An 18,899-nucleotide genomic window follows, 5' to 3' on the forward strand; every position below is an offset into this window, starting at 1 on the left:
AATTGATTTTCAAGTATATATAAGGGTTTCCAATTTTTGGTAAAGTTTCAATAAATATCGGGAATAGGAGTTCAGGAGTATGGCTATGGCCACGCTATGCCTATGGCACAATACTTTAACGCTATCAGGAGTTCAGTTAAGGCCAAGCTACGCTATCAGAAGAAAGAATTAATTTTTTCCCCTGCTCCCTACACCCCTATACCCTCTTAGACGGTTGTGATGTCTTTTTCTTTTTCTGTCAACAAGTGATCAATTTTTTCTGTGTACTTGTTGGTAAGTTTTTGCAGTTTGTCTTGCTGATCCCTTGATTCATCTTCGGAAATTTCGGCAGCTTTTTCTTGTTTGCGAATGGAATCGAGGGCATCACGGCGGATATTGCGAATGCCTACCCGTCCTTCTTCGGCATACTTAGCAGCTAATTTGGCAAATTCTTTCCGGCGATCACTTGTTAAAGGCGGAATGTTCAAACGAATAACAGAACCGTCATTACTAGGGGTTATACCTATATCTGACAAGGAAATTGCCTTTTCAAGTATGTTTAAACTGCTCCTATCATAAGGCTGGATCAGGATTGTTGAGGCATCAGGTGTGGAAATGTTTGCCAATGATTTCAGGGGAGTAGGTGAACCATAGTATTCCACCTGGATTCTATCCAATAGACTCGCATTGGCTCGACCAGTGCGAATGGTATTAAAAGCCTGTTGAGTTGATTCAACAGTTTTTTGCATTTTGCTTTCAGCTTCAGCTAATTTCACAAGAACCTCCCACAAGGGTGCCAATAGATTCTCCCATTACTGCTCGGTGGATATTTCCTCGCACCGTTAGGTCAAATACCAAAATGGGAATATTGTTTTCTTTACACAAGGCAATTGCGGTACTATCCATGACTCGCAAATCTTTGGCCAAAACGTGGGTGTAGGTGAGGGTTGAATAACGTTTGGCTTCAGGATAAATTTCGGGGTCAGCATCGTAGATTCCGTCTACTTTGGTGGCTTTAAAAATCACTTCTGCTTCGATTTCTGCTGCTCTTAAGGCAGCAGTGGTATCTGTAGTAAAGAAGGGATTTCCTGAACCAGCCCCAAAAATTACCACTCGTCCTTTTTCTAAATGCCGAATGGCACGACGACGAATATACGGTTCTGCTAATTCTTGCATAGCAATCGCCGTTTGTACCCGCGTTTGTACCCCTATTCTTTCTAGGGAATCTTGCAGCGTCATGGCATTCATTACTGTGGCAATCATCCCTATATAGTCACCTGTTGCCCTGTCCATTCCTGCCGATGCAGCTTTAACGCCTCTAAAAATGTTGCCGCCGCCAACGACAATAGCGACTTGAACGCCAGTGGCTACTACCTCTCCTAACTCCTGAGCTATTCCCTTGACTACTTCTGGATCAATGCCATAGCCCATGTTGCCCATTAAGGCTTCACCGCTTAGTTTAAGTAAAACCCGTCGGTAATTCGTTCCCATGAAGTCACGCTTTATCAAATAAGTTGCAATTGCCTGCTCAATAAAACTTATACAATGCTGGTAGTGCAGCTTGTCGCAAGCCATACATACATTGTTGTTTATTTCCCGCTTCCACAAAGGTAGAAGGCTACTTCTTGTCTACGGGCGTAACTTCCGCCAGAGCCTGGCGTACAAATTCATTATGGTGCATCTAACAGGTTATTAACCTTCTCTTAATCTCTATCTATCGTGATTATAAACGTTGAACATTGAATATTATGACATTGATAAACACGGGTCTTGAGTTTTAAATCGGTTTAGTTAAGTGCAACATAATGAACATGATGTTGATGATGAATCCCACCTGTTAACTATAAATTATTTAGTAGGAATTGATTCCTGACTCCTAACACCTGACTTCTGACTCCAGTTGTATGTAGATTCAGAGGAAATAGTTAGATAATTAGTTATCTTATAATGCAATATGTCTATTTACGCCATATTAATGGCGTACCAATCTGTTCTGTTTGTGCTGGATGGATTTCTTGTCCTTGAAATAAAGCTGCGCTCACATTTTTCAAAAAATCTACTCCCTCTATCAATGGATGTCTGGGGTGATTGTCGATTTGACCTTTGTAACCCAAAATTCCCTCATTATCAATTAAATCACCAGTTGGTGTACTGATTGCCCCAAAACTGCAAGTCACATCTTGGTTTGAATCCCATATATAAGGGAAATTTAACTCATGTTGCTGGGCAAAAGCTTTCATATTTTCAAAAGTTGACACAGCACCAAATTCTGATTCAGCACTCACATCATTGTTACCATTAGCAGTGTTGAGTCCAAGCAGTGTAAAAGCATCAGCGGAAAATTCAGTTTGAATTCTTTTTAGCCTGTCTAGATATAGCTGCATATAAGGACAGAGTTTACACATATAAATTACGCATACGGTGCGTAAATTTTCCCGATAGCGGCTCATATGATGGACATGAATCAATTCTTGGCAACTCAAAATCAGGAGCATAACCTCCAATAGGAGTATCTATTATTTCTAGTATAATCATTTTGTCTTGTCCAAACGAACTAGGAACATAAACTTTTTCAAAATCAGCGTTAGTTTTCAGGTGTAAAACCAGGCTTGAGCTTTCGTTCTATATTCAATTAACTTTATACTAGTACAGGTTGACGTAAATTGTAAAACTACTGATCTGATATTAATACTTGTTTCATTATTCCCAGTTATAATATTTATGTAAATTTTATTTAAAGATAGGCTAAACTACTTAATATGTATCCGTTTAAATTAACCGCACCACAGTCAGATCCTGATTCAATATATATATTTGAAACTTAAATTTTCTATGACAACTTATACAAATGCTTTTATTTCAACAAAAACTTGGACTTGGCAAGGCTTCCCTATTAGTTACCAGACTCAGGGCAATGCTGGACCTGCGGTTATTTTAGTACATGGCTTTGGTGCTTCATGGTTGCACTGGCGCAAAAATATACCAGCTTTAGCAGAAAAATGTCGAGTTTATGCGATTGACTTGATTGGTTTTGGTGCTTCAGCGAAACCAGTACCAGGCGAAAGAATTACCTACACACTTGAAAGCTGGGGACAACAAATAGCAGATTTTTGTCGGGAAGTGGTGGGAGAACCTGCATTTTTAGTGGGAAATTCTATCGGTTGCATTGTCGTTATGCAAGCTGCTGTTAGTAACCCAGATATAGCTTTGGGAACTGCCTTACTCAACTGTTCTCTAAGGTTATTACATGATTGCAAACGAGTAACTTTACCTTGGACAAAGCGCGTTGGTGCGCCAATTCTGCAAAAACTTTTATCTATTCCCACAGTGGGTGAATTCTTTTTTAGTCAACTAGCTAAACCAAAAACGGTACGGAAGATTCTCCTCCAAGCGTATGGTAACGGGGAAACTGTGACCGATGAGTTAGTAGATATTCTCATGAAACCAGCAAATGATCCTGGTGCTGCGGCTGTATTTTTAGCCTTTACATCCTATTCGAGTGGACCTTTACCAGAAGACCTTTTACCCGTACTATCTTGCCCAGCAATTATTTTATGGGGAACGGCTGACCCTTGGGAACCGATTAATTTGGGTAAAGAGTTAGCTAATTTTCCTCAAGTTCAGAAGTTTATTGCTTTAGATGGAGTGGGACATTGCCCCCAAGATGAAGCGCCTGAATTGGTAAATCCTATTTTACAGGATTGGATTCGTGAGCTATCAATATGATATTTTCACCATTTAATTCCAAAATATAAACAATAGACTTGTCCACAAAAGATAAAAAGCTTACTGTGAAAGCATTACACGAACTATAACTGGGATGAAACACTAATTATGGCTGAAGGCAAAAATATGGGTTTGGGGATGAAAATATCAAAATTATTAAAAGTTTTAAGGAACATAGCTTTCTAAAAAAGATAATCTTAAGGCTGATAATTTAAAGATCATGACTTAGTATAAATGAATAATTTAGATCTAACCTAACTAATCCAAATACTGCCATTATCACCGGATTATAACGATGTCCAGCTAAGGGAAATCTATCACTAGCCATTCGAAAAGTTTTGACTCTACATATGAGATGTTCAACACCAATTGTTCTTGATTATATTTTCTTCTTGTTGAATCTCTCAAGGCTCAGCTTTTTTGGGCTTCTTATAAGCTGTGGTAATAAATTCTTCTCCTATATAAGCTTTGTCTCCCAAAAATCTTTGTTTGGCATCTAGGTTTTGGCGATTATTTCTAAATAGTGTAATATCGCTTATCTTACCTAATTGTCCAATAGGAATATCAACTATATCTTCACCTCCTGGCAATACTCTAAATTTATTTTTCAGAGTGTGTATTTTCTTCTCGCCTGAATAATATTTTCTCTGCTTTTGATAGTTACCTGGTCTTTCTATAGCTTGTTCTGCACTATCTATTATTAATAGATACTCACTCAGTCCTTCCCATAATTCTTGATATTTTTGCTTATCTCTTTTTGCTTCTTCTATTTGGGACACAGGTAAAATTTTCCTCAGAATTTCTACCCAATAATGAAATGTGTTATTTGCTTTTGTCCTCCATAGATCAAACACTAATCCTAGAATTTTAAATGTTGGCTTCTGTCTCAGGTCTACTAGGCATAGACATACTCCCTCTTTTGGGGTCATTTCTGCTTTAAATCCTCCTCCCTACACTATTAACCTAATTTTTCTTTTTTCAACTTCTGCTTGTTTCTCTAGATACCTTTTTTCTGCTAATTCCACCAATGTGATAAAGTCTTCATACTTAATTGCAATTAATCTTTTTGATTCCTGGAGGTATGATTCTATTCTTGCTAGGGGACTTGTCATGATTGATATACACAGTTACATTCTTTCTGTTTATTTCCATACAACCTTTCTTTTAAAGAAAGGTCTCTTATACTGCTTAAACTCACCCAAAATAGATTCAATCTTGAGTTAGCTAGATGAGTGATTTTCTACCCCTTTAGTTAATCAGCTTGTAACAATTATGGGATAGTTCTCTGAAGTTATTAATAGCCAAAAACGGCACCTGGTAAGACACCATAGCAACCCATACTAGGATAAGCACCATAGCCTAGACTACCACCATAGCCCAATCCGGCACCAGGTAGACCATAGCTGTACCCACCCAAACCAGCATAGCCAAGCCGACCAGATGCTAACTCTTGTTCCTCTGTTGGTAAGTCCACAAATAATTCAGATTTAAGGATTTGAACTGACATGATTTTTAGCCTCACTTACAAAAATAGGTGTTTATGACCTAATATCTTTATTAATAAAAATCTTTTTTTGCAGGGATGAAACTAATCTAAAGTGGTAAATAAAGATCTAATTATATCTTCGGAAAAAAGTTGATGAGAAAAATAGGAAAGGTTAAGGGATGAAGAGTAAAGAGTAAGTGGTAAATCAAAATATTTTATCTTTGCTCTTTTACCCTTAACTAAAAGGAATTGGATATCTATTTTGTGGATTTGTCTAGCTCACTAGTACCAATAGTGATGTCTTCTTCCCCAGGGACCACCGCCCCAGGGACCACCGCCCCAGGGACCACCGCCCCAGGGACCACCGCCCCAGGGACCACCGCCCCAGGGACCACCGCCCCAGGGACCACCACCCCAGGGACCACCGCCCCAGGGACCACCGCCCCAGCCACCAGATAGAAGTTGCTGTTCTTCGCTGGATATCTCCTGAACCAAATCAGATGTGATGTGTTTCTCTGACATAATTTCTAGCCTCAATTGGTGTTATCAATCCATACTATTTTTATAAACACAAATAACAATAAATCCAATAATTCCCTAGTGATAATTTAATGGACTCAAACTTCTACCTTTTGGTTGTTATAGATTAAGAGATCATGAATTAGATGCTTGATTATTTATTTTAAAATTAATTCTATTTGTGTATATTTATTATTTTTAGAAATTTGAAGAGAAAATCAGATATGGAGTCTAGAGGTTTCTTATCTGAGATAATTATCTGTTATAGCAGTTGCCAATGTAATTAAGAAAACCTTGAAAGATCAGGTTATAAATGGCGTGCGCTGCCCCCCATAGGGTAGCTTAGACATTAGCTGGCTGCTATATTTGCTCAATCTTCAAGAAGATAAGACACTCATTAGGGTTTCGAGTTCTACAAAACTCGATTTATAAAAAGTGAAGTTATCTAAATTTCCTCTTCAAACTAGAATTAGAGTTTTGAAAAACACAAACTATCCTAGCCTATTTTCGGGACTTTACTTACTGGATGTTAGTTCTTATGAGTACCAGGAAGAGTAATCATAGTCTTTATAGGGTGTAGACTTACAGTAGGGTTTGTATCCACAGCATTTAGGAGGTTTATAGCAAGGGGAATAATCGCAATATCCCCCGGATATAAGTTGTTGTGCTTCTATTGTTAATTCCACTAAATTTGACTTATTGATTTGATTAGACATGATGAGTTGCCTCACTTACATTGTTACAGTTGTCAATGTTTAGGTAAGATCCGATTTTTTAAATATCGGATAGTAGGGAAATGACAAAACTCAGTAAATCGAAAACAAGATTGTCATCACTGCAAAGGAGGAGAAGAAGAGATTATTTAAATTCTCTCAAATTCTAATTTTCATTTTGATTACGTTGAGTGAATTAGATGTTTTTTCTCCTCCCTGTAGTAATTGAAAAGTCTAACTTACAGAACTGTTAGTCTCTAGATGGTGCTGGTTTAGTAACCGTAGCCGTAAATAGGACGACAGATATAGGTGGGGTAACGTTTACGACCTTGGTAGCCACCACCAGGATAACCATCACCACCTTGGTAGCCACCACCAGGATAACCATCACCACCTTGGTAGCTACTACCAGGATAACCATCACCACCTTGGTAGCTACTACCAGGATACCTGCCCATACCGTATTGACCTCCGGAAAGAAGCTGTTGTTCTTCTGTACATAATTCAGCAACTAAATCTGATTTTTTGATTTTATCTGACATGATTATTGACCTCAAAAACATATTTAGGTGTGTAATCACCTATGCTTTTATTATTAATGTTTTTTTTTTTAATAAAATTGAACTCTAGTTATATTTTTTTTAAATAAATTTGTCTCTTTTAACTCATGATTTTTTCAGAGAAGAAGTAAAGTCTACGAGATATATATTATTAGTGATATTCCTTTATATAAGCAACAAAAATGTAGAGATAGAAAATAATATATATATTATTTTCTATCTACACAATGATGTTTAAATTTTAAATTTCCGGTTCTTGAATTATTTTTAAGGAAAACTGGGTTTATTTCATAGGCATTTCATTCAAGACAGAGCATAGTTATTCATAACCCTTGCGGGGTAAGGGTTATGCTATAATTGGTCCTAAATCACCATAAAAACAAGGCAAGAGCCAGATTTGTGCTTCAGGAAAACAATTTATTTAGGAAATTAGGTAAAAAATCACTCAATTTGTTACCAGGATAATTGATTATGGGTATACCAAAAGTGAAAGAAGTACCTATGCTAATTTGTGATAACTTATATTTACTACTTTGTGTAATAGATTCACTACCTTCTAGATTTAAGTCACTATCTGCGGCGCTGTCAATGTCAGTTTTTTGGAAGAAAAAGTCAGTTTTACCAATAACATTAAAACCTTGCCCAGCAATTAATATTTCTTGATTTGCTTCAGATAAATCATGAAATAGTGCCTGATGGTTAGATGTGTGATTATCTGCCATAGTGTTAAATCCTTACAAGACGAGAGCATTAATTTTATATAGTTAAAAACTTCATATACTCTCCCTTCTGAGAAAGAAAAGTTTCTAGGCTACCTTGGAGTTCTACTTGACCTTTATCCATTAACACTATCCAATCTGCTCGATTAACCACACTGGGACGATGGGTAATCAAAATTGTGGTTTGACCTTTACGAGATGCGAACAATCGATCTAAGACATGAGTTTCGCTTACTGGATCTAGTCCTGCGGTTGCTTCGTCTAAGATTAAAATGGGTGGATTGGTAAGTATTCCGCGTGCGATCGCTAATCGTTGTCTCTGTCCACCAGAAAGATTTGCACCAAATTCTCCTAACACCGTTTGATACTTGTTAGGTAATTGACTAATAAAACCATCGGCATCAGCAATTTCACAGGCTTTAACAACTTGATCAAAAGGAATAGAAGGTGTTCCTAAACGAAAGTTTTCTAAAATTGATCGACTCCAAAAATGAGGTTCTTGGGGTACATAAACTACTTGTTGTCGCAAACAATCAAGAGAAAGGTCATGGATATTAAAAACCCCAATGCGAATATTACCTGAAGTTGGCTGATATAAACCTGCTATCAATTTTGCTAAGGTACTTTTACCACAACCTGATTTACCAATTAAAGCAATCACCTTTCCACCCGGAAGTTTAAGAGAAAAATCTTCTAATAAATCAACTCTTCCGGGGTGGTGAAATGTAAGATGAGAGAAATGAATATCAGCATCAACAGCGATTTGTGCAATAGGCTTTTCACTACCTCCAACTACTTCCGGTGTGGCATCAATAACTTCTAGCAAACGAGAAATTGCAGTTTGAGAACGGAAATATTCATCTACTAATCCTACCAAAGAACCAATTAAAGCTAAAACATTCACCTGTAAGGCATTAAAAGCCAGCATCTGACCAATAGTTAATTTGTTGCTAATTACTAACATACTGCCTATACCCAGTAGAATTACACCACCAAGAGTAGAAAGAAGTTTTGCAATAGTACCGTTGATAATACCAATTTGAATTGTGCTGAAAGTAAGATTAGCTAGACGACCAAAACGGGTTTGAAATTCATCCAAAAATTGAGGAGCAGCATTAGTTGTTTTGATTACTTGTGCGCCTTTAAAAGTTTCTACTAATACCCCTTGATTTTCTGCTCCTAAAACTAATATACTGCGGTTTTTCTGTTGAAGAATTGGCAAAAATGGCAGACTTGATAAAGTCATTAAAACACCACAAACAATTACAGCTATTGTTAATTGCCAGCTATAAAACATCATTAAGCAAAATGAAATAACGGCAATAAAAATTTGGCTAGGCAAAAGAACTACTACCTGAGAAAGTAATTGATTAATTTCATTAATATCACTTAACCTACTTGTAATTTCACCACTGCGGCGAGACTCATAGTAATTTAAGGGTAATTGCAGTATTTTGCGTCCAAAATCTAAGACTAAGCCTAATTGCAATCGTTGCCCAAAATGAGCAATCATAGTAGCTTGAATGACTTGTAAACTACTACTAAATATGGTCATAACGACAACAGCAGATACTACTACTGTAAGTAGCTGAATATCTCCCCGCACCAGGACATCATCGGTTAGTAATTGAATTAAAACAGGAGTTCCTAGAGCTAGGATACCCAGGATAATATTGATCATCAATACCTGAGTGAGTAATCCCCGATAGGGCAATATTCGCATGAAGAAGCGTAACAACCCACCGTGAGGTTTTTCTTGGGGTTGTTGAGAAGAACGCTCTGGATCTGGCTCCAGTAAGAGCATGACTCCGTTCCAAGCTGCTACTAATTCTTCGCGTTTGATATAGCGAATACCTACAGCCGGATCAGCAATGACATACTTTTTACCCCGTTGTCCATATAAAACAACCCAGTGATAACCGCGCCAATGAATAATTGCTGGTAGTTGAATTTCTGTGATTCTATCTACAAGTTCTGGTGAGGCTTTAACAGCTCTAGCATTGAATCCTAAATTATCAGATCCACGTTTTAAACCTAATAAACTTGTACCTAGTTGTCCTGTTCCTACGGCTTCTCGGCTTTTATTTATGGTTAAGAAGCGTCCGTAATATTTGCAAATGGAAGCTAGACAAGCTGCACCACAGTCTTCTTCACTTGCCTGTAAAACAGATTGGTATTGTTTTTGAGATTTGAATGGATTAAACATATAATACAAAAGTTGAAATTCAAAATTTAAAAACAGAAAACGTCTGTAAATCAACTAATGACCAACAACTAGTAGCCAATGATTAATGACTAATTATAAATCAGTAATTAGTCGAGCTTTTCTGAGAATAAATTGCACTACAGTTTCTTCACGGGAAATAATATCAGTTCGACCTTGCATTCCTGGTTGGAGATGACATTGCCGATCGCCTCTACCTACATATAATGTTTCTGGTTCAATAGTTACTTCATAACCATTTACCTGCTGAATATTTGCGGCTGTATTATTTTGAGATTGGGTTTGTGCAACTGGAAAAATATCTGGGGCAACGTTTTTGACAATGCCTTTGAGAGTGCCGTAATCTGGATAAGGACAAGCAGAAACTTGCATTTGGACTTTTTGACCTGCTTCTACTTTGTTAATCTCTTGAGCAGGTACATAAGCCTTGATTTGTAAAGGAGCATTCAAGGGAGCGATCTGAGCAATCGCTTCACTGGGTTGTACCACTTGTCCAGGGTTGCGAAGTCTTAATTGTAGTAAAGTGCCAGTAATAGGTGCGCGAATTACACTCTGATTCAAATCAGTTTGTGTTTGTAGCAAGTCCTGACGACCACGAATAAGCTGCTTTTGAATTTCTAGACGTTGTTGGAGTAGAGTCTGAAGTTCTTTTTTCAAAGCGGCTAAGGTAGCTTCACTCCTAGCTTCTTCTTGTTTTATTCGTTCCGATGCGATAATTACCGCAGAATTACTAGGATTGATAGCTGTTCTTGCTTTATATAGATTTGTTCGAGCAATTTCTAGGGCTTGTTGTTTTTCTTCAAGGAGAGTTTCAGCGTTGTTCTTAGCTTGTTCTAACTTGGCTTGGGCAGATTTAACGGCTTGTTGTTTTTCTTCCAACATACTGTGAGATATTGCACCAGAATTAGCGATCACTTGCAATCTATCTCTTTGCAACTTGGCAAGATTTAACGCTGTTTGTGCTTCATCTATCGTTGTGGTTAATACTCTATCTTGTTGTAAGCGTTCAAGTTGTGATTTCGTAAATCTTAAAGCCACTTCGGCTTGTGACATTTCTGCATTAGCTTTGATTTGTTGATCATCAAAGTTGCGTTGAGTACCACCTAACTCAGCTTGTGCAGCTAAAATTGTGCGATTATTTAAATTTGCCTGTGCCGAAATCTGAGTATTAATTTCACCTAGTTGAGCATCAATGTGTACAATTTGTAATTGACCTTGCTGAATATTACTTTGTAGTTGGCTTTTTTGGGTTTGTAGACGGGAATCATCAACGTAAGTGATCGCATCCCCCTGAGTTACAATCTGATTGTCTTTAACCACAATCTTTTGCACCTGACCAGAAATGGCTGACTCAACTAGCCTTAGTTCTCCCATCGGTCTAATACTGGCAGGAACCTTTACTGTTACTTTGTAATTGAGTACAGTTGTCAAACCTACACCCACTACAAAAATAGTCAACATTACCCCCACACCAATGCTAGTCCATTTGTGAATTTGGGGTAGAAACTCATTAACTTCAACTAAATGCAGATGTTCAGAATTTGGATCATGAGATCCATTCCAAACATTATTTTCATAGCGGCGTAAATAGTCCACAGTGTTGCACCTTTTTGTTTTAAATATCAACAGACATAAGGATTATCTGGGTTCGCAGGTGATATTGAGACGGCTTAGATAACTCCACATAACTTAATTGCAAATCCCATTTCACAGAAAAATCACTGTCTGAAGTAACCTGTCCTCAGAGAGTAGTAAAAATTTGTAAAAGTGTTCTACTTGGAGAAAAATAATCAAGCAGCCAAGTTTAACATTTTATAGTTCGGCGATTATTCAGAACCACCTCTCGAGAAATACCCTTCAAAAAAGATATCTTTCCCTCTATCTTTTGGTGAAGATAAAGAATATCCGAAATATCAACCTTGTCAAAACAGGATAACAACAGGTCTTAATTCAAGTAAACAGCACCAGAATAAAATAAGTCTCTCACAATAGTAAACATCATGGTCAAGAATCCTCTATAATCATTAGTGGGGGATACGAAAAGTAACGGCTGACCATAGCAAAAACTTTTCTTTCAATCTCTGACGTGGGCAACGCTGAGAAAAAAACAGAGGAGAACGCTCAATCTCACTCAAAGACCTCACTTACGTTGAGCGAGTAGTAAGAATCTCCTCTCCCCCCTTCCTAATTACAAACACCAGATTCCACATATTTACTTGCCGATTGAGTTTTAAATTACTGATTTAGCCAATCACAATGAAATGATAACTATGACAATTAAATTGTCAGTGTTTACTAGACAAAGAAAACAGTAAAATAAATTTGATGTAAAAAACTTACTCAAGCCTCAAACTTAACTGTTTAATCATTCCAAATTTATTTGGGAATAAATTTTGTATACAAAAATTGGCTGTATACAGCACATTTGTTCTAGCTACAGCATATTGCAGGTAAATTAAGTACATAATTTAAACCGAAAACCTGACTTCTGACTCTTGAATTATGTTGTATTAATGTATAAATGGCGGAGATTTTAGTCTGCCAAAATTGACAAAGTTTTCTGAAATGAGAAACCATAAACTCTAGAGTGTTTGACTGAAACCCAAAAATGCTGGCAAAATCATAATATCTTCTGCACCAGTACTAGTACCCTCACCCTGTCCAGTGGAATTACCAATACTACCTAGTAGTCTAGAATTAGTTACTCCTTGTAGAGTATTATTACCCAATTTAGTTTCTGAACCATCATTGATAGCTTTACCAATTGGATTTACTGGTCTGCCTCTGAGAGCAGTAATAGGGGTAAGAAGTGGATCAGCAGACCCAGCCTGACCACCAGATAAAAGCTCCTGTTGTTGATCAGATAACTCAACTAGCAGTTTTTGTATAGTGATGGAATTTGACATGATTGTTCACCTTAGTTAAATTAGCTTTTAAATTGGTAAAGCCCCACAGATAGCGTGATTTCTTTGTTACAAATAAAAGAAACAAAATCTTTAGGTTCATGAGTATTCTACTTACTAAACTATTTTTGATGAAAATGGTTGGCTGGGTGCAAAATTATTTACACCACCCATAGGAGAAACTCCCAGAGCATCAGATGACAAAATTGTTTGTCCACCACTATTGACATCAGCTAGTTGGCTATTAATCTGAGAAACATTGCCTAATATACCAGTCTTATTGGTTGAATTTGTATTTCCAGTTCTTTGAGCAAAATTGTTGTTATTAATCTGAGGTTCAGCACCACCAGACATTAATTCCTGTTCCCCTTCAGATAACTCAACAAATAATTTGAGTATGATAATTTGACATGACATGATTGTTTGCCTCCCATAGTTTTTTAGTTTGGCTGAATTTATTCATCTGCCAAAACCGCTAAAACTTTGTCCGAAGTCACCTAAACCTAATAAGCGACCTAAACCACCTAACCCTGTTGTAAATTCTGCGGGTAAGCCAGTGAGAACTGGTGCAGAACCCAAAGCCGGAAAGTTAGGTATAGATGGCGCACCCAATCCCAATAAATCTTGTGCAGCGGTATTGACTTGTAAACTTTGACCTGATGAATTTGCGAAACTACCGTTTGGTCCAGAAAATACAGACCCTCGTAACATAACTAGTCTGTTAGCAAAATTACTGCCAGATGACTCAAAGTCTGTACCGCCAGTTAGAATCTCCTGTTGCTGTTCACATAAATCTGCCAACAAATTGGATATAATAATATGCACTGACATGATTTTTGGCGCAACTTGCGTAATATTCAAATACAGGATTCCAGAAACTGAATCATGGATTTAATTATCTCTCTTATAAAAGTGAGATAATTCAGAGTTTGCAGTTAAGAAAATAATATAAAAGCTCCTATAATCCATACTTACTTGCTACTTCCCAAGAGACAGAAACTTATACGAATTAGAAAAATGATTGCCACAGATGAATTGCTGAAAAAATTATGAAGTAAACTTTTCACAATCCCAAATTTCAAATGACAAATGGAACTAGATACCTGAAACGCTCTAATTTCCAAAATACAGTTTCTTGATAAGAAAAGGGAATGCGGCAAAATTTGCTAATTGCCTACGGCAAATATACCAATAGGTCTTCTATTAAAGCATCATGTAAAAATAAGTTGTACAATTTTTATCGAAAATGGATTGTTAATCCAACTTCCATATAAAAACTGTTCAGTTTATTGTTACACAAATCCTAAGACTTCTACAAAAGTGTTCCGGGCGCTCCTAAACCTAAGCCTCCTAGAGGACTGGTAAGGACAGGATTGATGAAAGCATCGGCTCCTAGTGCTGGATTTCCTGCTGCTAGACCATCGAGACTTGGCGCTGCACCCAACGCACCAACAGCCGGGACTGTCGGCGCACCTAATCCCAACAAGTCTTGGGCTGCGGTGTTGACAGCGGAAGTTGTACCAATAGAGTTACCAGTACTACCAGCAGGGCCGGAAGCTGTGGTACCTTGCAGGTTTGCTAATCTGTTGGCATAGTTACTACCAGCTAGTTCAAAGTCAGCCCCACCAGTTAAAAATTTTTGTTGGTCATCAGATAAAGCAACAAACAAGTCGGATGCGTTTATTTGATCTGACATAATTTTTAGCCTCACTTACGTAATAATCAAATAAAGGATTCCAAAGAATTACTTATGTATGTATGCAGTGTTATTTTGGGTAACAAGAAAGCCTACAGCATCTGTCATGGAATGTCTGCTTGCTAACTCCCAACAAACAATAGGAAACCCAGAACGCTCAGTTTGCTAAGTACCAGCAGCACCGCATAGATCAAGATGCACCTTGATGTAACTGAACTATAATCATCAGTTAGTTATGGGAAATAACAGTTGTCGTTTGGGTAGGGGTATCGAGAAAAACCTGGGTATTTGCCTCTTTGATCACCCCGATACACCATTCCCAAGTCTAGATAGGCGAAGTGATATGGTATGAAAATTAATTTTCTAGCCACCTGTGGGAATGGTGACAAGGTTGAACTGATTTAGATAATGCCAGGTTCAAAGCCACCTAAACCACCAAAGCCAGGAGCGCCCAAGCCACCTAGTCCACCTAAACCTGCGGCTGGTGCAGCTGCTAATGGGGCTGCTGCTAGACCATTGAGAATTGGCGCTGCACCCAACGCACCAACAGTTGGGACTGTCGGCGCACCTAATCCCAACAAGTCCTGGGCTGCGGTGTTGACAGCGGAAGTTGTACCAATAGAGTTACCAGTACTACCAGCAGGGCCGGAAGCTGTGGTACCTTGCAGGTTTGCTAATCTGTTGGCATAGTTACTACCAGCTAGTTCAAAGTCAGCCCCACCAGTTAAAAACTCTTGTTGGTGATCAGATAAGACAACAAACAAATCGGACGCATTTATTTGATTTGGCATAATTAATTTTTAGCCTCACTTAAGAAATTCGGTGAATCGCCACCTAATAACCCAACTATAAGCATTCTTCCTCACCAATTCATAAATCTAGGGATAGAATTCGAATTTGGTAGTTCTACTTCTCAAAGTAGATATAAAGTCTTTTAATTTTCACAGATATAATCATACCTTTAGAGAAGGTATATTAAATATTTTATGTTTTTGACTTTACTTGCTAAATCCATACAGATTCTTCAGTTTTCTGAGGGTATATTGCAAGCAATGTATAACTTAGTATTTAGCTATTCAATTAAGCACCAGTATCTGAATTAAGCTATAAGCTAAGGCCGCACTACCAACAGGAACTGTTAAATTATCAATACCTAAAAATGAAAAAGCTTCTAATGTAGTCGCTACTATAGCTACAAGTATTGATATTACCCATGTTTGCCAGATGTTTCCTTGTGTTCCCAATAAAATAAACATATTAATTAGGAAACTAAGGAATGTCATTGTAAAAGAACCTTCCCAGCTTTTGTTTGAGCCCAAAAGTTTATATTTATGTTTACCAAAACGTTGCCCAATTAAAGCTGCTAGTCCATCTCCCCAAGCCATAGTTAAAATTCCTATAGCAGCATATTGTGGTTGTTGTAAATACCAAAATCCAGCTACTAAAATACCAATACTGAGAGCGTAAAAAAATGTTCCTAAACTTTGGCGGCCAACGCTATTAATTCCTGGCAAAATTGGGAAGATGTAGGACAATAGTGTGATGATACTGGCGAAAATCGAAGCTGTAATACCCACAGTGGCTGGAATGTTTAACCACCAAGCGATCAAAATTACGTTCCCAGTGCCAATATGCACGATTTTGCGGATGATTTCTGGTTCACTGTTGGTAAAACGACTGACTCCCCAAGCGATAAGGATTATCAATACAACCCAAGCAGCAGCAAGGGTAATTTGCAGCCACAATAGAGAAATAGATTCCAAACCAGGAAATAATGTAATCAACACAGAAAGTTCTTGACTTCTATCACTACTTTATTAGATTTAGGCTATGAAAATATTATTGATTTGGATTATTAAAGGCTATCGGTTATTCGTCTCTCCTCTTTTTCCTCCTACTTGTCGCTTTCAACCAACTTGTTCGATGTATGCTATCCAAGCGATCGAACGTTTTGGGCTACTGCGTGGTGGTTGGATGGCAACTTTGCGGATTTTACGCTGTCATCCTTTCCATCCTGGTGGTTATGATCCTGTACCAGGACTAGCGGAAAAATCCTGTTGTGACCATCATGATTGACCAAAACTAGGGTGCAGGTGAAGAAAAACAGTTTCTTTCATTCGTAGGGGGTAGTTTACCATTTGTGAGGCGCTCCTAATTGGCAACTTATGTTAATCCCACATTCCGCACTTCAATAAGTAGCATAAATAAACTACATTTACAGGGAATTCAGAACTATAGTTTTTAAAAATCCAGTAGCCATGGAAATATAAATAAATTATACACGTCAAAGTTCCAGCTTTCTTATTGTATAAAAAAAGCTATTTAGACAACAATGTTGAAGTTGAATTTGAATTTTTCAATCACTTATGAAAATACAAGACTATGCAATAGTGAATTAGAGATTTGAGAACTCAGAAAATAAATAATACTTTTGACAAGCTGTAGGTAAGAATTGGAAAATTCGACAAAGTTTCTCTGTCAAGTTCATAATCCTATGAACTCCTTCTGTAATCAGAAAATGAATCCCTTGGAAACATACGCCAGTTGCTGCCTCTTTCCGAGGAGCTTCCCTAACAAGTCGGGGAACCAGCCCAAGGCACTGGCTCTGAAATATCCAATGTAAAGTAGGGGATTCTGTAGGTTTATTCAGTTGGTTTTTAACTGTCGCTTTTTGCGTCTTTAAAGAGATTCTCAATTGTCTTTCTCCCAGATTATAAACCAAAAGACCCAATGCCATTAACATCATCATTGTCTCTACTCTTTCTGGACTTTTCACAAAAAGACTATGGGCGAAAAATAACGGGTCCTTGATAAATCTAAATCCTCTTTCTGTTGATTTCTCTTCTCTATATATTCTCAATATTCCTATGATTTCTAATCTCCTTGTCTCTAAAATATGCCTTGCTAAAATAAATCGACCACAAGAGTTATGATGTTGGGTGATTAACTCCTGATTTTCTATTAGTTTACCTCTTAGTTGATAAACTACTGTTTGTCATTTATTTAACCTATCGGTAATTTCTAAGTCCGATATTTTATGATATTTTAATTGTGCTGCCAGTTCTTGAATCTTTAATTCCGCTAAGGATGTCTGTTGAAATTTTTCTTTGACTAATCTACCTACTTGTCTACTGGTTTTTAGAAACTCCTCTTGAATGCTTTGGGTTAATTTCTTTAGGTCTGCTTTTTTTCTGTCTGTACTTTCTACTAATAGCTATCTTTGCTCTATTCCCCCATAAGATACTTTTTCTTCTTGATAGCTATATCCTTTGATTTCACTTGGTTTCAGTTCTGTACTGGTAAATCCTTTGACCAAGTTTTTGGCTTTTTCAATGGATAAAGGTACTCGAATTATCGATTTCATGTTCGACATTAATTTTAAATTACTGTCGCTATATAATGCACTATCAGCCACCATTATACTTTCAAAATCTATTTGTTTGTCATACTCCACGAAGATTTGAGCAAATACTGCTTTATCTGATTCATTTCCTGATGCTCCTCTAAAAAATACGGGTATATCTCCCTCACTACTTACTAGTAAATCTAATATACATTGTTTTAAGTCTGGACTATGGTCACGAGAATATCCTTGTGTGATGTTAATAGGATTTTCTCGGTTCATTCCTAATTCTTGTCCTCAATTATTCAGGCAATTATTATACTCTCCATGCAAATGCAATGAGGTTGAACCTAAATGGGAATATTTGGTTGATTGCTACTCCATATTTTTCTACTACTTCTAGGGCAATTATTAGGAATAATAATTTAGTTAATCCATAATATTTGTATAGCTTATCCATTACTGTGCCTATTCTATCATCATTTAAATCTTCGCCTTCAGTTCCCGCTCCTAATAAATGTTCTATAGCTTTTTCCTCAAAGAATTGAGGAAATAAATATAATAGTCTCCATAGAAAACCTAGTCCATAATGATTGCTTTGACTGTTTCTCCTGTATTCACTTTCTCTCTACTCTCTATTAAGAATATCTTATTAATTTTTTCTAAAATTCTTATGTCATCTATTATTCCCAAGTGATCCAAGTTATTACTCTCAACCTCTTCCTTTTAGTAATTCATATTTTCGGGTAATTTTATTTAATTCAGGCTTATTTACATTCATCTTCTCATCTTTTATTCTGAATTTATTCTCAATACTTATGAGTTGCAAGTTGTTGGCAATTTTTATTGTATTGTCTATTGTTTTACAATTTAAGTATGTGTTCACTATGTAGTTATTTGTACTATTCCTACATTTTTATGTATATTTACTACAAAATGAAGTGCCGAATGTGGGTTAATAGGCAGTTGTGTAAGTTCTATTCTTTTAACTTCTTTTAACTTGTTCCCAACTCTTATAAAAGTTAGTGTTA

General features: G+C 37.1%; 19 protein-coding genes and 1 pseudogene. 2 read left to right on the plus strand and 18 right to left on the minus strand.

All coding sequences use genetic code 11. The features are described 5' to 3' along the window. Positions 1 to 206: 206 nt before the first annotated feature. The 3 genes from frr to AAZO_RS00300 all read right to left on the minus strand — a co-directional run bounded on the left by frr (position 207) and on the right by AAZO_RS00300 (position 2,462). On the minus strand, positions 207 to 755 hold the full coding sequence (frr, locus tag AAZO_RS00290) for a ribosome recycling factor (RefSeq protein ID WP_013189739.1): 549 nt from the start codon (positions 753 to 755) through the stop codon (positions 207 to 209). Next, positions 742 to 1,470: a UMP kinase gene (gene pyrH, locus AAZO_RS00295; protein WP_013189740.1), complete on the minus strand. Its 729-nt coding sequence runs from the start codon at positions 1,468 to 1,470 to the stop codon at positions 742 to 744. The genes frr and pyrH overlap by 14 nt, the downstream gene beginning before the upstream one ends. A gap of 467 nt (positions 1,471 to 1,937) precedes the next feature. Next, the gene (locus AAZO_RS00300) at positions 1,938 to 2,462 is read right to left on the minus strand and encodes a redoxin domain-containing protein (protein WP_338027003.1); all 525 of its coding nucleotides are present in this window, start codon (positions 2,460 to 2,462) and stop codon (positions 1,938 to 1,940) included. 349 nt (positions 2,463 to 2,811) lie between these two features. On the opposite strand from AAZO_RS00300, the gene AAZO_RS00305 reads away from it, so the two are divergent. Next, positions 2,812 to 3,705, plus strand: a complete 894-nt coding sequence (locus AAZO_RS00305; protein ID WP_013189742.1) for an alpha/beta fold hydrolase — start codon at positions 2,812 to 2,814, stop codon at positions 3,703 to 3,705. Positions 3,706 to 4,109: 404 nt separating this feature from the next. Here the strand turns inward: AAZO_RS00305 and AAZO_RS25550 are convergent, their stop codons facing one another. The 14 genes from AAZO_RS25550 to AAZO_RS00370 form a co-directional block, all read right to left on the minus strand. Further along, positions 4,110 to 4,634: a transposase family protein gene (locus AAZO_RS25550; RefSeq protein WP_049790490.1), complete on the minus strand. Its 525-nt coding sequence runs from the start codon at positions 4,632 to 4,634 to the stop codon at positions 4,110 to 4,112. Positions 4,635 to 4,655: 21 nt separating this feature from the next. Further along, positions 4,656 to 4,817, minus strand: coding sequence for a hypothetical protein (locus AAZO_RS34655; protein ID WP_187289571.1), 162 nt, complete (start codon positions 4,815 to 4,817; stop codon positions 4,656 to 4,658). A 182-nt stretch (positions 4,818 to 4,999) separates the two neighbouring features. Continuing rightward, positions 5,000 to 5,212: a hypothetical protein gene (locus AAZO_RS00315; RefSeq protein ID WP_013189743.1), complete on the minus strand. Its 213-nt coding sequence runs from the start codon at positions 5,210 to 5,212 to the stop codon at positions 5,000 to 5,002. A gap of 261 nt (positions 5,213 to 5,473) precedes the next feature. Further along, a complete protein-coding gene (locus tag AAZO_RS34660) occupies positions 5,474 to 5,713 on the minus strand; it encodes a hypothetical protein (RefSeq protein ID WP_013189744.1) in 240 nt (79 codons plus the stop codon). A 982-nt stretch (positions 5,714 to 6,695) separates the two neighbouring features. Further along, a complete protein-coding gene (locus AAZO_RS33040; RefSeq protein ID WP_013189746.1) occupies positions 6,696 to 6,965 on the minus strand; it encodes a hypothetical protein in 270 nt (89 codons plus the stop codon). A 422-nt stretch (positions 6,966 to 7,387) separates the two neighbouring features. After that, positions 7,388 to 7,705, minus strand: coding sequence for a hypothetical protein (locus tag AAZO_RS00330; protein WP_013189747.1), 318 nt, complete (start codon positions 7,703 to 7,705; stop codon positions 7,388 to 7,390). Positions 7,706 to 7,739: 34 nt separating this feature from the next. Continuing rightward, the gene (locus AAZO_RS00335; protein ID WP_013189748.1) at positions 7,740 to 9,908 is read right to left on the minus strand and encodes a peptidase domain-containing ABC transporter; all 2,169 of its coding nucleotides are present in this window, start codon (positions 9,906 to 9,908) and stop codon (positions 7,740 to 7,742) included. 93 nt (positions 9,909 to 10,001) lie between these two features. Further along, a complete protein-coding gene (locus AAZO_RS00340; RefSeq protein WP_013189749.1) occupies positions 10,002 to 11,522 on the minus strand; it encodes an HlyD family secretion protein in 1,521 nt (506 codons plus the stop codon). A gap of 986 nt (positions 11,523 to 12,508) precedes the next feature. After that, positions 12,509 to 12,832, minus strand: coding sequence for a CTB family bacteriocin (locus AAZO_RS00345; protein ID WP_013189750.1), 324 nt, complete (start codon positions 12,830 to 12,832; stop codon positions 12,509 to 12,511). Positions 12,833 to 12,946: 114 nt separating this feature from the next. Then, positions 12,947 to 13,246 (minus strand): CTB family bacteriocin, encoded by a 300-nt coding sequence (locus AAZO_RS00350; RefSeq protein ID WP_013189751.1) that lies wholly within the window; start codon positions 13,244 to 13,246, stop codon positions 12,947 to 12,949. Positions 13,247 to 13,288: 42 nt separating this feature from the next. Continuing rightward, positions 13,289 to 13,660, minus strand: a complete 372-nt coding sequence (locus tag AAZO_RS00355) for a CTB family bacteriocin (RefSeq protein ID WP_013189752.1) — start codon at positions 13,658 to 13,660, stop codon at positions 13,289 to 13,291. Positions 13,661 to 14,141: 481 nt separating this feature from the next. Next, the gene (locus AAZO_RS00360; RefSeq protein WP_013189753.1) at positions 14,142 to 14,525 is read right to left on the minus strand and encodes a CTB family bacteriocin; all 384 of its coding nucleotides are present in this window, start codon (positions 14,523 to 14,525) and stop codon (positions 14,142 to 14,144) included. Between the two features lie 401 nt (positions 14,526 to 14,926). Next, a complete protein-coding gene (locus tag AAZO_RS00365) occupies positions 14,927 to 15,316 on the minus strand; it encodes a CTB family bacteriocin (RefSeq protein WP_013189754.1) in 390 nt (129 codons plus the stop codon). A 285-nt stretch (positions 15,317 to 15,601) separates the two neighbouring features. Beyond that, a complete protein-coding gene (locus AAZO_RS00370; protein WP_013189755.1) occupies positions 15,602 to 16,312 on the minus strand; it encodes a diacylglycerol/polyprenol kinase family protein in 711 nt (236 codons plus the stop codon). Between the two features lie 43 nt (positions 16,313 to 16,355). On the opposite strand from AAZO_RS00370, the gene yidD reads away from it, so the two are divergent. After that, on the plus strand, positions 16,356 to 16,601 hold the full coding sequence (yidD, locus tag AAZO_RS00375; protein WP_013189756.1) for a membrane protein insertion efficiency factor YidD: 246 nt from the start codon (positions 16,356 to 16,358) through the stop codon (positions 16,599 to 16,601). 319 nt (positions 16,602 to 16,920) lie between these two features. Here yidD and AAZO_RS00380 read toward each other — a convergent pair. Beyond that, a pseudogene (locus AAZO_RS00380) lies at positions 16,921 to 18,570 on the minus strand (IS1634 family transposase). Positions 18,571 to 18,899: the final 329 nt, after the last annotated feature.

It is taken from the genome of 'Nostoc azollae' 0708, from assembly GCF_000196515.1.
GTDB lineage: Bacteria > Cyanobacteriota > Cyanobacteriia > Cyanobacteriales > Nostocaceae > Trichormus_B > Trichormus_B azollae.